A 15,525-nucleotide genomic window follows, 5' to 3' on the forward strand; every position below is an offset into this window, starting at 1 on the left:
TAAGATTTAGTGTGTTTTAGAGTTTTCATGCCCGCTTCAAAGCAGTCGCTGATTTACATTTAATTATTGGCTTGAGTAATTACTCAAAATTAGCAACTTTGCTTAGCAAGCGAGTCAATAGAGACTACTATAAATAATTATTGAGCAGTCGCTCAATAATTATTTGAGTAATCGTTCAATTAAATTGTAATGGCTAAATTACATTACTCTGCTTAATTCATACTACTCTATTAATATCAATATCTTAAGAAGGTAACACTGTGTAAGTAGTAAGAAAAAACAACGATAAAAATATTTTTTAACTTTAGTGGCTCTGTAGTACGAACAAGACTTATCGAAATGGAGCTGATCGACTTCATCCATTGCATGTAGAGAAAATAGTATTGATATGATGCTTATTATATCAATATATAACATTACTTGAACGACCGTTCATTTGCGTTTATAGTGTATGTCAGACAATAAAAATGTGCTTCAAATCAGATGCTTGTTTTTGTTATCTCATTACAATTTTTATAGTTGTCAGCTTTTGTAGTCATTAGACGACTGTCTTCATATAATAGGATAAAGTTATGCTTAAATTTTATTTCCATCAAACGCCAAACCCAATGAAAGTAGCATTGTTTCTTGAAGAAACTGGTCTGCCTTATGAGCTTGTGGCAGTAGATACTCTAAAAGGTGAGCAGCATACACCTGAGTACCGTGCTATCAACCCAAACGGCAAAACACCTGCCCTAGAAGATGATGGCAAACGCGTGTTTGATTCTACGGCTATCTTGATGTATCTTTCTGAAAAAACAGGCAAGCTGGCAGGACAGCCAGAAGATCGTAGCGAGATGCTATCGTGGCTAATGTTTGTAGCATCTGGATTGGGCCCTTTTTCTGGTCAATCTGTTCACTTTAGACATAAAGCGCCAGAAAAAATCCCATATGCAATTAATCGCTACCTTCGTGAGGCTGAGCGTCATTATGAAGTGCTAGATACCCACCTGCAAGATCGCGAATATTTCGTTGGGGATGAATACACAATTGCGGATATCTCTGCATGGGGCTGGATTGATAAGGCAGCGGTCGTACTAGGTGATGCAGGATTGGATAATTATCCTAATCTAAAGCGTTGGTTTGCAAATATTGATGCCCGTCCTGCGGTACAAAAAGCCCGCGATATCCCTAAAGGTATTGATTTTAAGACTGACTTTGATGATGTTGCAGCACGCGCACTTTATCCACAAAACTTTGATAAAAACAGTTAATCGAAGCAAAGGCGGTCAATAAGCCTTATAATATAAAAAGTGATTAAAACCAAGAACTAAGGTTGATTCTACAAACTTTGCCTTAAAATAGGTTTTAAGGCAAAGCTATTAAGGTGAAAATTATGAGTGCTCCGATAAAGTTCAATCGTGAGGATGTGATCGAAAAAGCCAAAAATCTCTATTGGGAAAAAGGCTATCACGCGACATCAATGCGCAATTTGCAAGATGTGGTAAATATGCATCCAGGTAGTATTTATGCAGCTTTTGGTAGTAAAGATAAACTATTTACAGAGTCACTGAATCGCTATGCCGCAGATGGTGCCAAGAGATTGGCCGACTGTATTGAGCAAAAAGACACAGTGTTAGATGGCTTAAAACATTTTATCCATACAGTGATTGTTTGTAATAGCGCTACTGCGCCTAGTGGTATGTGCATGATCGTAAAAACGGTCGCTGAACTGACTCAAAATGACAGTCCAGAGCTACTGGCACACGCGACAGGAATTTTAGAAGGGATAGAGGCTTCATTTGCTACTTGGTTTGAGCAAGCTATTGAGAGCGGTGAAATCAGTGCACAAAAAGACGCGACTGAACTGGCACGCTATCTTCAGATTCAGATCATAGGTCTCAGGACGTATGCGCAGGTCACTAATGATAATGATGCGGTAGAGAAATATATCGATGATATTTTCAAAAATATCGTATAGCAAGGTTGTGTAAAAAGCAGATTTTTTAGTTATGACAGCTCGCGAATTTTGTCGTTGACCAATCATCATAGTATTACTAAAAACCCTGATTGCTAGTACATTAGCGATCAGGGTTTTTGTTATCTATTACTGTGCTTTTGGATTGTCATTGATGAACTTCAGCAGAAGCTCAGCCAACGTTTCGCCTTGGTCTTCTTGCAGGAAATGACCGCCATTGACAATAGTCGTATGATTTTGGCCTTTGGTACCAGGAATTAGCTTTTGCATGATGCGATCGCCGCCACCAGTTACAGGGTCAGAATCACTAAATAGTGTAATAAATGGCTTGCTCCATTTGCTTAGCACGACCCAAGCTGCTCGGTTGTTTTCTGAAGCAGGATCATCTGGTGTCGTGGGCACTAGGATAGGAAACTGTCTAGCACCTTCTTTATAGGACTCATCAGGGAAGGGTGCATCGTAAGCATCCAGTACAGCTTGAGACAATGTCGTTGTGGTACCGCTTTTGATGGTGCCTGCTACATTGAACTGCGGCGTCTCCTGAGAGAATTTCTGCCACTTGCGAAAGCCTTCGCCCGGATCGTGATCCCCAGTCGGTAGCATCGTGTTGCCTGCTGCGACGCGATCGAATTTATCAGGATGCGCTGCTACTAAACGTAGACCGATTAAGCCGCCCCAATCTTGACAAAACAGTGTGATATTTTTTAAATCTAATTGATCAAGTACCGATTGCATCCAATCGACATGGCGCTGATAAGTGTAGTCAGTACGTGATGCAGGTTTGTCTGAACGTCCAAACCCAGGAAGGTCTGGCGCGATAACGCGGTGTCCTGCTGCTGTTAGTATTGGAATGACTTTACGATACAGATAAGACCAAGAAGGCTCACCATGTAATAACAAGATAGGGTCGGCGTCGCTTGGACCTTCATCAAGGTAGTGTACGCGTAGCTCACCACCTTCTGTATCATCAACCATCAGATAGTTCGGTTCAAAATCATAATCTTGCAAGTTAGCAAAATACGAATCAGGCGTCCTAAGTTTTTTCATATATCATCCTTGGGTTAGAAAAATAACAGTGCATTCTGGCACAGGTGTTAGACAGTCTATTAGAAGTGAGTCTCTGGGTGCTACTCGACTATTACTGGTAATCCTAGCGATAAGGCTATCTGCTTATAGTCTATATTGATTAAACGTTCAAAATGAAAACTATACCTTACAAACATTCGTTGCTGCAAACATTAATAGTGGATGTATCAGTAGCATCCACTATATATAGGATAAGTTTTGATAAGGGTAGGTTTTGAGTTTCATTTTATAAGGCTAAACTAATCGTGACGCCAGTAGACCTTTACCACGACATCGGTACGACTTAGCTCAAGTCGGTCTTTCAGCAATGGGCGCAATGCTTTGGCAGTATTTGCTTCTAGCGCCCCCCAAACTTTATCAATCTGTAGAGGATTGTCAGTCAAATAGTCGCCTAACTCTCTGTCAATTAGCGTGGCTAACTCTGCTCCTGAGTTTGGTTGATTGGTCACTATAGGCAATACGGTAAAACGATCATCCTTGCGGCTTTCAGTATCGCAATCAAGGCCGCTGCGCATTTTTACAGTATCAAAATAGCTTTGATCGTCTGCATCTTGCGTCACACAAATGACCAATGGTGGCGTAGGGTTGTTCCATAGCTCCAGCAGTCGTGCTGCCGTTGGCATCGAGGTCTCATCGACAATCAGTACCGCTTGACCGTTTCGTAAGTGCTCTACCTTTTCTGGAAACTCTCGTTTTGTAACGACGGTCTCGCCCGCTTGTAGTGCTGCTGCCCAGTTGCCACCTGGTGTATCTCCATGCAAAAAAACATCGACCCATGCTCGTATTCCATTATCAGCTTGCCATGCTTTTCTCAAAGTGTAATAGCAGTGAGGACGAGCAGGGCGTATGTTTTCCTTATTGCTACCATTAGTTTTATAGTCACTAGCTTTATTGCCATCAGTGCTGTCAGTCATCAATGCATCGGTCATTGCATTGTGCTCTAAATCAAACAAGTAAGCGTAACCCGCTTCGTTGGTAGGTACTGACGTCGAGCTTGTGACGCCCTTAGCATTACTTAACTGAGCGGTATTATTTAATGGCGTATCACTATTTAATGACGGCATGCTCAATTCAAGGCGCAGCATATTTTTGCTGACTCTATAACTACTTTGCACATCAAATACTTGCTTGGTCAGTTTGATTGTTTTTTTGCCTAGCTTTTTATCTGCTCTTTGTTTTAGCAAGATATATTGGGCTTGCAAATCATCAAGCTGGGAGATAGGTGCAGCAAAAGCGATAAAGAAAGTCTGGTTATGAAGCGAGTTATTTTGAGCGTCAGTTGATTGATTCTCTACGCCTTTTGGACAAGTCTGTATGGCAATACCTTCAGCATAAATATCAGTTATTTGGGCATCGACCAGATCCGATTCGGCGGTAGATAATGAGGTAAATGCACTCAAAAATCCAAGCAGTTCGTCGAGGTGCTCTTCATTAATATGAGCGACCACACTTGCTATTTCAGGATCGTTTAGAGAGGTGTATTGGCTGTTTTGTTTATCAGTGTTTTCTGTAGAAGCTAAAAGAAGGTTGGTCATATAAATACTCGCAATCAACAGAGCGTTGAAATTAAAGTGAATGAGTTTATAGTTAATGATAATTGTTTTTGTTATCATTTACGAGTAAAATCAATTTTTATTGTGGTTTGATCATCAAAAATCGGTCTATAACCGATGGCCGATAAACCATCATTTTTATGACATATTATTTTTATCAACAATGAGTGCTTATATGCTACGTGCAAACCAGCTGACTATCAGCCGTCAAGGAAATACTCTATTAGACAACGTGACTTGTGAGATTGATACCAATCAACTGGTGGCTTTGGTTGGGCATAACGGGTCTGGCAAGTCGACCTTGATCAAAGCGCTAGCAGGTGAGATGGCAAGTAGTAGCGGCAATGTCACTTTAGATGAGCACAGTATCAATGACTACGGCAGTAAGGAGTTGGCGCGGCAAATGGCATATCTGCCGCAGCAATTGCCAGAAGCTGCTGGATTCACGGTGCGTGAGCTGGTCATGCTAGGGCGCTATCCTCATCAAAAATGGCTGCAAAAGCCAACTCAAATAGATAAAGACAAAGTCGCGCAAGCATTAAAAGTGACTCAAACCGAAGCGTTTGCTGATCGAATTACTGCCACGCTATCTGGTGGTGAGCGCGCTCGTGCGTGGCTCGCGATGTGTTTGGCACAGGATACCCGTTACTTATTACTCGATGAACCACTTGCTGCGCTTGATATGCATTATCAAATCGAGGTCATTCAGCTCATTCGTCGTTTGGTGGATGAGCAAGGCTTAAGCGTGGTAATTATTATCCATGATATTAATTTGGCAGCGCAATATGCCGATCGAGTCATCGCACTGAAAAATGGCCAAATATGTCACAACGGCGATATCGCCAGTACCATGCAACCTACCGTGCTACACGATATCTTTAATGTCGATATGCAGCTACTCAGTCATCCTATTACTGGACAGCCTGTCGCAGTCGCTTAACGTCTGGTTTTTGCTCCTTCTTTTTAATTCGCCTACAAAGATACGCTTCTATGCCTCCCGTTTTTTATACAGATAAATTATCGAAACGTCCAATAGTGACGTCAGTATCAGTAATGACAACATTGAAATGGTTCGCCCTCGCATTGTGCTTGGTATTGACCGCCTGTCATAGTCAGACATCCACGCAAACAACTGCTACCTCAGAAGCAAAAAACAGTCACAGCGATAGAATGAATATCGTTTCTCCTGACTGGGGTAATGCAGCGACTTTGACGGCGATGGGGCATGCACCAATTGCGACAGGTGATATAAGGGTTTGGGATAGGTGGGTTGGAAGCCCTAAATTGCCATCATCAACCGTAGATTTGGGCATCCGCTATCAGCCCAATGCTGAGCTAATCGCCCAACTACCTGTTGATATGGTTATAGACAATTACTTTTATGAGCATGCGCGTAATTTATACAGTGATGTGCCTGCAGAATCTGTAATGTCTGCGGCAAAAGGAGAGACGGCAACTTGGGCTGACTATACCGAGCCGACGCGGGAGCTTGGCGTACTGATCGATAACCCAAAGATGGCTGAAGACTATATTGCACAAAGTCAGAAAAACATAAAGCTAGCCAGTCAGCAATTCAAGGAGCGTTATCCAAAAGCCAAGAAATTCGCAGTGGTACAGTTTGCGGATGCTAATAACATGCGTATGTATGTGGCAAACAGCTTATTCCAGCCTGCGCTAGAGCAGATGGATAGAGAGCTTGTGGTATTGGGCAAGGGTAATCAGTGGGGGTTTGTGCCGATACGAATGGGAGATTTGGCGCAATTAGATGATGAGACTTGTCTATTAATTATCGACCCGCTGAGCCCAATCACTAGAGCTGAAATTGATGACAGCTTAATTTGGCAGCGCCTGGGTTATGGTAATACCCGCTGTGTGGGCGAGCTACCACCAGTATGGATTTATGGTGGGATGTCATCATTGGTTAGCCTAGCAAATAACTTGTCAGAAGTTTCATTAAAAGGCGGGGAAGTACTATGAGCGCCAATGCAGATACTAACAACAACCAAAACAATAATATCAATAATCATACCGACAGTGCTCATACGATGACATTAGCTTCTCAAGCAGCAACAGTTCCAAAACCCTCATCAACGTTATCATCTTCGCAATCATTGAAACAGTCATCATCACCACTGAATCAGCCACCGAACCAACCCAATCCCCAAACTTCTTTATTTGCCAGTATGTCTTGGCGACTATGGACCATGCTCATCGGACTAGCGGCTTTGTCATTATGGAGTAGTTGGGCGCTGCTAGATCAACAGTGGACGCGCCCACTGAGTGACTTGCTTATACCAAGCTCGCAATTGGATATTGCCAGTATGGCGATACAGCTACATATCGTGGCGACCAGCGTAGTAGCGTTACTGGCTGGCGGGCTATTAGGCGTGGTCAGCATTTTACTACAGCAATTGGTAAAAAACCCCTTAGCATCAGATACCACGCTAGGTGTGGGCGTGGGTGCACAGTTGGCCATGCTTATTGTCACGTTATTTTTGCCAAGCTTGGCTATTTATGGCGGACTTTATGTAGCCTTTGTAGGAGCTATCATTAGTATGGGTCTGGTATTTGCCTTATCATCACCCAGTCGATTTAATCCATTAATTTTAATATTGGCCGGTTTGGTGGTCAATATTTTGCTGGCCGCAGTAGCCAATGTACTGGTGTTGTTTTTTGCTGAGCGTAGTAATGGCATGCTGTCGTGGGCGGCTGGGTTTTTGGCACAAAACAGCTGGCATACCAGTATCGCGTTAGTTATCACTGCTATTTTGATGGCGGTCGTATGTCTACCATTACTAAAACCATTAACGCTGATGAGTCTAGATGACACGCAGGCAAAACGTTTGGGTATACCTATTAATGGGATTCGCGCACTTGTTGTATTGGTGGTAGCCGTTGTGACCGCTTTAGTGATTAGTGAAGTTGGCTTGATTGGATTCATTGGTCTTGGTGCGGCAAGTTTGGTCAATGCGCTAGGTATTTCTGCTATTGGTAAGCGTTTGGCCATTGCCTTTGGTTTAGGAGCACTGCTGTTATTATTGACTAGCAATGTCGCGTTACTGCTTGAGCCGTTACTTGATATGCAGATTCCAGCTGGTGCCATGACAGGTATCTTGGGTGCACCGCTGATTATTTGGCTGATTTTGCGTCAGCGTCGCGAGCGGATAGAGACAGTGACACCGATGCTTGCAGGTAAGCATACATCCATTGCCTTTTGGCGATGGGGCGTTGGCGTGCTCGCTATTATCATGTTTGCCTGTTTATTTGTACAAGATATCAATGGTTGGGGGTTAAGTACGGACTGGGCGCTTACGCAGCAGTACCGCTTACCTCGCAGTTTGAGCGCTGCGGCCACAGGCTTGATGTTGGCGGTCGCCGGTGTGCTACTGCAAACTTTAACGCGTAACCCCATGGCCAGTCCTGAGGTGCTAGGTGTCAGTTCAGGTGCTGCATTGGGGGTTATTTTAGGGTTTTTATTATTACCAAGTTTAGGGCTATCTGCGGGAGCAGGGACGTTGCTGGTTTCAGGACTGTCAGGAGCGATGGCCGTGCTGCTATTGATTATTTGGCTGGCACGCAGGGTCAGCTCAGGTTATTTATTGTTAGTAGGTATAGGCATTGCCGCCATGATGGATGGGGTGATGCATATGGTCAAGCTCTCGGGAGATCCACGTCTAGAAGCAATGCTCAGCTGGTTATCAGGGACGACTTACAGTGCGCAGCCCAGTACAGTATGGTATCTCATTGGCATTGCCGCTATCTTATTTATACTCAGTCTACTGCTGATTAAGCCTTTGCGCGTTCTTGGACTAGGTACAGGTGTGGCGCGTAATTTAGGTGTGGCAGTTACGCCAGTGACTTTGTCGTTATTGGCATTAGTAGCAGCGCTTAGTACGGCCAGCACACTTGCCGTTGGTCCGTTGAGCTTTATTGGTTTGATGGTGCCTCACTTAGCTACTTCATTGGGTGCTGTAAAGCTTGAACGGCAATTGCCACTAGCTGCACTCTTAGGGGCAGGGGTGATGGTGATAGCGGATTGGATTGGCCGTTATGTTATTTTCCCTTATGAACTGCCTGCTGGTACGATTGCTGCCATTATCGGTGGTGGCTACTTCTTATGGCTCATTCGTAAGGTGCCAGCCTCAGCAAATAGATAGTTCATGTCTGCAAGCATTGAATAGCCGACAATTTTGACTTCATTCAGCAGAGGCTTATCTAACCTTACTTGATCAGCAGTTTGATACGAATAACGATACTAAATTTCAGCAAGATTGGATGACGTGCTCGTCAGGCTAGCAAAATAATAACTAGGAGTAAGTCATGCCGACCATCACACAATTTTATGATGCCACTGCTTAATGAGCGAAGCTCCTATAAATAAAGCCCCTATAAATAACACATCTACAAATGAGACGTCTATAAACGAAACCTCGAATAGTAGTGGTAATGGCTTTACCGACAAACAGGTACAGCAGGTGTTACTGACACTACTACTCGGCGGCACGGTGGTCAGCTTTAGTAATAGCGCGCTCAATCCAGCAATTCCTGTCTTTATGTCGGTGTTTGATGTCGACATTGTGATGGGCGGCTGGGTGTTAAATGCTTATGTCTTGGCCATGAGTGTAGGGCTAATGCTGAGTGGCTACTTAAACAAAAAGTTTCCGTTTAAGCATGTTTATTTGGCGGCAATTTTTGGATTTATGCTGGGCTCAGTTATTGGCATGCTGGCGTCTAGTATGAGCTTTGTCATTATTGCTAGGGCTATACAAGGACTGAGTGGCGGTCTGATTATCCCGCTGTCTATTGGTATGCTGTATCAGATTTATCCGCAGCAGCAGCACGGCAGAGTAATGGCGCTATGGGGCATTGTTATTATGATGTCATTAGCGTTTGGCCCTTTGGTCGGTGCTTACTTGGTTGAGCAGTTTGCGTGGTGGACACTGTTTGCCATTACGTTGCCACTTAGTGTGGCGGTCATGGCGATGGTATGGCGGCTAATACCTGACATGCGCTCACATGATCAAGAAACCCCTTTCGATATCATCGGGTTTATCAGTTTGCTTGTTTGGCTGCTTGCGATGATGGTTTGGCTGAGCACGCTGAAAATAGATTTTACTGGCGGGCTACTCAGCAGTGACGGATTATTAAAGATAGCCACGTTGGGTTTATTATCTATTGGATTTCTACTGTCTGCGATGGTTTGGTGGGCATATGAGCGGCGTCAGCGTCATCCGTTATTGAACGTGCGCTTGTTTAACAATAAGACCTATTTGCACAGTAATATCATTAGCATTAGCCAAACAGTCGGTTTGATGTTGTGTCTCTTGCTATTGCCCGTGTTAATCCAAGACGTGATGGGCGAGAATGCCTTATGGACAGGTGTTGTCCTGATGGTCGCGACGCTCGTGGCCAGTATCACCACGCATTACGCTGGCAAGCGGGTAGACAAACGCGGTGCCCGAGGGATTGGTATGGCGGGTATCACGATTAGTGCGCTGTCTACTTTGATGCTCGCATGGTGCTTGTACCAGCCCACACTTTGGCTACTCATATTGACGATGAGTGTGCGCGGTGTCGGCGTGGGTTTGGCGTATCTGCCAACCACCACAGTGGGTTTTAGTAGCTTACCTAAAGACTCGGTCACTGAGGGAGCTGCACTCAATAATATCAGTCGCCGTATCATCTCTACCATCGTTATCACGTTGACAACCCTTTATATCCATAGTCGAAGCGCGCAGCTACTAGCCGCAGGTAGTGATGTTGGCATAGCAAGCGCTATCCAAGAAATACTGGTGATAATCGCGTTGATGCTATTGTTCACACTTCCTTCTGCCTGCAAATTACCCCGCGCGCCATAACGATCAACTTCATAGTTGGGCAGCATGTAGATTACCGGTGTCAATGACGATCTGCTTGAAGGCTTATCCCTTTTATCTATTTATTTGAACAAACTTTGAGACAAGCCGCTTATCTCACTGTCTAACCATTTCGCCAAATTTACCAAAGAAACGGACGGTAATTGCAGTAAGTCAGTCAACATGGTCACTCGCTACTTATAAAAACCTATTTGTAAATACTTATAGAAATAAAAATCATTATCATTTAGAATGTCATTCACAAAGTTAGTACATACAGTATTATTTGCTAAATATAACGCGTATCACTGTCCACCTATCCAACGAAGTGAAATAACCTAAGTGAAGTAATTATGAAAAGCCACCATCATGTTGCTCTATCTCTTCTTACCCTTTGTATCAGCCAGCAGTTATACGCCCAAACTAATACCAATTCAGTGCAAAGTGCATCAGGTGTGCAGGCCACCGCTGCGGCGACCCCGAATGCATCATCAAGCGATGTACCTAGTGTGACTTTAGATGCTATTGCAGTTAGTGCCAATGCCAAAACAGGCACAGCGCTGGCACAGAAAATCAGTGAAATGCCTGCTGTCACGCAAGTGATTTATGAGGCGGACATTCAGGCGCAGGCGACAGGTAACCGCACGGTTGGGGACATCTTAGCCCAGCTCGTGCCCAGCCTTGGCGTGAGCAGCGGCTCGGTTAGTAACTACGGCACGACCATGCACGGGCGTCCTGTACAGTATTTGCTAAATGGCGTGCCATTATCTGGCTCGCGCAGTCTGTCACGCGAGCTAAACAGCATCGACCCTGAGCAAATTGAGCGCGTCGAAGTGCTCTCAGGTGCGACCAGCATCTATGGCGCGGGGGCAGCCGGCGGTCTGATTAATATTGTGACCAAATCGACGGCAGGCTATGGCTTGACAAGACAGACGCGCCTTGGCATCAACAGCAGCCGCGAGTTTAAATCCGACTCGCTCGGCTATCATGTGGGACAAAGCATCGGCTACGGCGGCGAGCGCGTGTATGGTAATGTCGATGTAGACTACGAGACCACAGGTGGCAAGTTTGACAGTCATGGCGACCGCATCAGCCCTGATGCCAACCAAACCGACAACCAAGACACCGATACTATCAGCGTCAACGCCAACCTTGGCTTTGATATTAGCGATACCAAAACCATGAATCTTGCGGCGACTTATTATGACAGCGAGCAAGATACCGATTATGGCGTCGATTACGGCAATGATCTGTCTGTACTGCTAGTAAAAGGTACTATACCGTCACTACGTGCTATCGATGGCACCAATATCGAAAACCAGCCCTACAATACCAAAAGCTCGGTCAACCTAAACTACAATGACAGCGACTTTTTGGGTTCTAACTTAAGTCTGACAGGCTATTACCGTGACGAAAAGGCGCGCTTTTATCCGTCAGGAAAGCTTTTTAACAAACAAGCCCAAGAGGTATGGGTAAATAATGGCTTGACGGATGAAACAACCTTAGGAAAATTATTGGCTGCATCGGCTGTGGTTACTCAATCAGAAGCGGACATTGAGGTGATGGGATTGCGCGCCGCTATGCAGACTGAAACCGATGTTATGGGTAAAAATACCTTGTTCAGCTATGGCGCGGACTTTGAACGTGAAGAGAGTGAGCAGACCTATTATGGCCAAGACCTGACTACCTTCCTTGCAAGTAATGGCTTGACTTCAACAAGTAATGGTCTGAGCTATAACGGCGGACCAAAAACCACTATCGATAAATGGGGCGCGTTCGTCAATGCCGATGTGGATATGACCGACAAATGGCACACCAGCGCTGGCGTGCGCTATCAAAACATCAAATCGGATACCGACCGTTTTGTGCCCATTTATGAACAGCTATTGGCGGATTATTTTGCGACCAATGGCATCAGTGATATTGCTGACGCTTACGGTATTGATTACGAAGCAGGCGCGGTTGAGGCGGGTAGCAGTAAGCACGACAAAGTGCTGTTTAACCTTGGTACCAGCTATCAGTTGACCGATGACGACCAAGTCTTTGCTAACTTCTCGCAAGGCTTTACCACGGCTGACGTGCAGCGCGCCTTACGTGACGTGCGCGCTGGATTTGTGGTCAACTCAGACAATATTCAGCCCATTTCTATCAATAACTACGAGCTGGGCTGGACAGGTACGCGCGGTGATACCAGCGCAAAGGTTAGCGGTTTTTATAACGACTCAGACAAAACCGTGCGCTTTACCAACGACTATACCGTCGAAGTCGTCGATACGGACGAACGTATTTACGGCGCTGAAGCCTCGCTCACGCATGATTTAAACAAAGACTGGCAAGTAGGCGGCAGTGTTGCTTATACCCGCGGGCAATACAAAAAAGACGGCGACTGGCTGGAGCTGGATGCAGTACGCCTGACGCCACTCAAAGGCACGGCATACGCGCAGTATAACTTTAGCGAAGGCAGTAACATTCGCTTGCAAGCGCTGGCAGTCGGCGGTAGCGACAAGGCTTATAAAGACCAACAGAACGACCCAGACGCGAGTGCGCAGCCATTGACAGGCTATGCGACCTTTGATGTGCTTGGGCAAGTCAAATTACCTGTCGGACGTATGGGCTACGGCGTGTATAATATCTTAAACAAAGACTATCAGACCGTGTATCATCAAACGACCTTTGGCGATTTAAACCGCTTACCTGCTTCAGGGACAACTTACGGCTTGAGCTATACCGTGGATTACTAAAAAGCGTCACGCATTAAAAAACCCTTCATGCTATGAAAATTTAGCGTGAAGGGTTTTTTAATGTTCATAACTCTCTAAATCATTCATCTGCTCCAAGAGTATTTGCTAGCGTTTCCAACTTCACGCTTTATCAGGTGTAAAATTCTTCTTTAGTATTTTATGATTGACTTATAGCGTATCAATGCTAATCTAAGCACTCTTTGGGGAGTAGCCTGCTTTCGTACTGCGAAAGCGTTCGTATCAACATACTTGGCCACATGCCATGGTGCGAACACCTCTCGGTTGGCGAGACCATCGATATATCTACACTGCAGGTCGGGGGTGTGGCTATGTCGTGGACTCTATACTCGACCAGAGAAAATCACATGAATCCTATCGCACTTCTATTACTTGCTTTTTCTATGTCTACGGATGCCTTTTCTGTGGCAATCAGTAAAGGAGCAATTCTTAAAAACCCTCGTTTTACCGAAGCCTTCAGAATGGGTGTTATTTTTGGCACCATTGAAGCGATCACGCCGATTATTGGTTGGTTAATTGGTCACTCTGCCACATCCTTTATAGATGCGTCTTTTATTGAGGCATGGGATCATTGGGTCGCGTTTGTCATACTTTTTACGCTCGGTCTGCACATGCTGTATGAGGGACTGAAGCCAAGTGATGAAACGGCAGAAGTGCTATCGAGACATTCTTTTTTCAAACTTGCTTTGACTGCATTTGGTACCAGCATCGATGCCATGGCTGTCGGTGTGAGCCTAGCATTTGTAAAGGTCAATATTTTGCTGGCGGCAGGTCTAATTGGTCTAGCGACTACGATAATGGTCACTCTAGGGGTGATGTTAGGAAAGGTGTTGGGCTCCATAATCGGTCACAGAGCTGAAATATTTGGTGGTGTGATGCTAATTGCAATCGGTACATGGATTTTATTCAGCCATCTTCAATGATTATATAAAAACTGTCTACTACGAATAGATGGTCATTACGTGTATAAATTTATTACTAACTTGTAGAGGCAAGGCACTTGTTTATCTAAGAAAAGCCTATCTATATTAATAGTTAGGCTTTTTGGGTCCAAAACTTATCTATATTAATAGTTAGGCTTTTTGGGTCCAAAACTAGCACATTACGCTATAGCGGCTCGCAAGAGGTCTGAAAAACACAGCACTACAAAACTATCAATAATTATCCGTTGTCAGCGAAGAGGCTTGAATAAAGTGTCTATATCTATGCTTATAAACATGGTTGTTATTTACTAAAAAAACAGTAGACAATAAAAAAGACCTCCAATCTCTTGAAGGTCTTTTTTATTAGTGCTGAAATTTGGTGGGCCCAGTAGGACTTGAACCTACGACCAAAGGATTATGAGTCCTCTGCTCTAACCAACTGAGCTATGGGCCCTAACGTTAGACGCACAATGATACCTGATTTTTTTAATTTTTCAAGTAAAAGATAGGCAGTAATCAAGATATTTTTTATTGAGCCATATTTTTGTATTACAGGTGACCGCCAGCTATGGTTAGACTACGGCCTCCATCCACAGTGATAATCTCTCCTGTGACATAATTTGCCTGAACAAGATATAGTACGCTATGAGCAACCTCATCAGGTTGGCCTATGCGCCGCATGGGGATAGCATTGATAATACTTTGTTGCTGCTCGTTATCAATAGCTTGGTCGCTAGTAGGGTCAGGTAAAATATTGACCCCAGGTGCCACCCCATTAACCCGCACTTCTGGCGCCATCTCTAGTGCTAGCGACTGTACCATCATTCGATGCGCAGCCTTTGCCATGTTATAGACAGTATAGTTGTTAAACGGTCTATCATGCGCATGTATGTCCAACAAACTGATAATGCAGCCTTGTTGTTGCTTAAGATAAGGTAGTAGGGCTTGGCTTAGTAATAAAGGGGCTTTTGCGTTGGTCAAAAGCAACTCATCCCACTGTGCATGATTGATACTACCGAGTGGGCTAGGATAAAACCGTGAGGCATTATGCACCAGTACATCAAGCTGTCCAAACGCCTCTATAATACTTCCAACAAAGCTGTCTAAAGCTGTTTTATCATTAACTATTGTCAAGTCAGCAACGATAACTTTTGCACTATTAGCACGGATGTCGTTCAGATGGTCAGCCAAGTCATTAGCGTCTCGTTCACTACGGTGACAATGAATAATGACGCGGTAACCTTGCCTATGAGCCGCTTTAACAATAGCCGCCCCAATGCGCCTAGCACTACCTGTGACAAGCATCACTGGCGTTTGGTTATTTATATTTTCTATTTGGTAGGCATTAGTTTCTTGGTTCATAGCAATACTACTTTTTTCTCTAAGGTGCTT

General features: G+C 44.5%; 11 protein-coding genes, 1 tRNA gene and 1 riboswitch. Of the genes, 8 read left to right on the top strand and 4 right to left on the bottom strand.

The window, feature by feature from the left end; genetic code table 11:
* Positions 1-572: 572 nt before the first annotated feature.
* Complete coding sequence (locus tag I3249_RS00225; protein ID WP_238067985.1) at positions 573-1,253, top strand: glutathione S-transferase N-terminal domain-containing protein; 681 nt, start codon at positions 573-575, stop codon at positions 1,251-1,253.
* A 122-nt stretch (positions 1,254-1,375) separates the two neighbouring features.
* Complete coding sequence (locus tag I3249_RS00230) at positions 1,376-1,960, top strand: TetR/AcrR family transcriptional regulator (protein WP_238067986.1); 585 nt, start codon at positions 1,376-1,378, stop codon at positions 1,958-1,960.
* Positions 1,961-2,086: 126 nt separating this feature from the next.
* Here the strand turns inward: I3249_RS00230 and I3249_RS00235 are convergent, their stop codons facing one another.
* On the bottom strand, positions 2,087-3,004 hold the full coding sequence (locus tag I3249_RS00235; RefSeq protein ID WP_179799687.1) for a haloalkane dehalogenase: 918 nt from the start codon (positions 3,002-3,004) through the stop codon (positions 2,087-2,089).
* A gap of 278 nt (positions 3,005-3,282) precedes the next feature.
* The gene (locus tag I3249_RS00240) at positions 3,283-4,578 is read right to left on the bottom strand and encodes a siderophore-interacting protein (protein WP_238067987.1); all 1,296 of its coding nucleotides are present in this window, start codon (positions 4,576-4,578) and stop codon (positions 3,283-3,285) included.
* 193 nt (positions 4,579-4,771) lie between these two features.
* Here I3249_RS00240 and I3249_RS00245 point away from each other — a divergent pair, with 193 nt between their 5' ends.
* From I3249_RS00245 to I3249_RS00270, 6 genes are all read left to right on the top strand, one after another.
* Positions 4,772-5,536 carry an ABC transporter ATP-binding protein gene (locus I3249_RS00245; RefSeq protein WP_101205244.1) on the top strand — a complete coding sequence of 255 codons (765 nt, stop codon included), beginning with the start codon at positions 4,772-4,774 and terminating at the stop codon, positions 5,534-5,536.
* 50 nt (positions 5,537-5,586) lie between these two features.
* Positions 5,587-6,573 (top strand): ABC transporter substrate-binding protein, encoded by a 987-nt coding sequence (locus I3249_RS00250; RefSeq protein ID WP_238067988.1) that lies wholly within the window; start codon positions 5,587-5,589, stop codon positions 6,571-6,573.
* Entirely contained in the window at positions 6,570-8,753 is a 2,184-nt protein-coding gene (gene fhuB, locus I3249_RS00255; protein WP_238067989.1) for a Fe(3+)-hydroxamate ABC transporter permease FhuB, read from the top strand. Before I3249_RS00250 ends, fhuB begins: the two co-directional genes overlap by 4 nt.
* Before the next feature lie 201 nt (positions 8,754-8,954).
* Positions 8,955-10,454 carry an MFS transporter gene (locus I3249_RS00260; RefSeq protein ID WP_238067990.1) on the top strand — a complete coding sequence of 500 codons (1,500 nt, stop codon included), beginning with the start codon at positions 8,955-8,957 and terminating at the stop codon, positions 10,452-10,454.
* Between the two features lie 350 nt (positions 10,455-10,804).
* Positions 10,805-13,192, top strand: a complete 2,388-nt coding sequence (locus I3249_RS00265; protein ID WP_238067991.1) for a TonB-dependent receptor — start codon at positions 10,805-10,807, stop codon at positions 13,190-13,192.
* A gap of 190 nt (positions 13,193-13,382) precedes the next feature.
* A riboswitch (yybP-ykoY riboswitch) is annotated at positions 13,383-13,550 on the top strand.
* A 7-nt stretch (positions 13,551-13,557) separates the two neighbouring features.
* A complete protein-coding gene (locus I3249_RS00270) occupies positions 13,558-14,133 on the top strand; it encodes a manganese efflux pump MntP family protein (RefSeq protein WP_165597223.1) in 576 nt (191 codons plus the stop codon).
* 377 nt (positions 14,134-14,510) lie between these two features.
* On the opposite strand, the gene I3249_RS00275 is transcribed toward I3249_RS00270, so the two are convergent.
* Together I3249_RS00275 and I3249_RS00280 are read right to left on the bottom strand one after the other, a co-directional pair.
* Positions 14,511-14,587, bottom strand: a tRNA-Ile gene (locus I3249_RS00275).
* Positions 14,588-14,682: 95 nt separating this feature from the next.
* On the bottom strand, positions 14,683-15,495 hold the full coding sequence (locus I3249_RS00280; protein WP_238067992.1) for a pteridine reductase: 813 nt from the start codon (positions 15,493-15,495) through the stop codon (positions 14,683-14,685).
* Between the last annotated feature and the right edge of the window lie 30 nt (positions 15,496-15,525).

Source organism: Psychrobacter sp. Ps1, from assembly GCF_022129425.1.
In the GTDB taxonomy this organism is placed as follows: Bacteria; Pseudomonadota; Gammaproteobacteria; order Pseudomonadales; family Moraxellaceae; genus Psychrobacter.

Bases quoted from the DNA above. Each gene is read 5' to 3' on its own strand.
- I3249_RS00225 (WP_238067985.1), top strand. From the start codon at position 573: ATGCTTAAATTTTATTTCCATCAAACGCCAAACCCAATGAAAGTAGCA.
- I3249_RS00230 (WP_238067986.1), top strand. From the start codon at position 1,376: ATGAGTGCTCCGATAAAGTTCAATCGTGAGGATGTGATCGAAAAAGCC.
- I3249_RS00235 (WP_179799687.1), bottom strand. From the start codon at position 3,004: ATGAAAAAACTTAGGACGCCTGATTCGTATTTTGCTAACTTGCAAGAT.
- I3249_RS00240 (WP_238067987.1), bottom strand. From the start codon at position 4,578: ATGACCAACCTTCTTTTAGCTTCTACAGAAAACACTGATAAACAAAAC.
- I3249_RS00245 (WP_101205244.1), top strand. From the start codon at position 4,772: ATGCTACGTGCAAACCAGCTGACTATCAGCCGTCAAGGAAATACTCTA.
- I3249_RS00250 (WP_238067988.1), top strand. From the start codon at position 5,587: ATGCCTCCCGTTTTTTATACAGATAAATTATCGAAACGTCCAATAGTG.
- fhuB (WP_238067989.1), top strand. From the start codon at position 6,570: ATGAGCGCCAATGCAGATACTAACAACAACCAAAACAATAATATCAAT.
- I3249_RS00260 (WP_238067990.1), top strand. From the start codon at position 8,955: ATGAGCGAAGCTCCTATAAATAAAGCCCCTATAAATAACACATCTACA.
- I3249_RS00265 (WP_238067991.1), top strand. From the start codon at position 10,805: ATGAAAAGCCACCATCATGTTGCTCTATCTCTTCTTACCCTTTGTATC.
- I3249_RS00270 (WP_165597223.1), top strand. From the start codon at position 13,558: ATGAATCCTATCGCACTTCTATTACTTGCTTTTTCTATGTCTACGGAT.
- I3249_RS00280 (WP_238067992.1), bottom strand. From the start codon at position 15,495: ATGAACCAAGAAACTAATGCCTACCAAATAGAAAATATAAATAACCAA.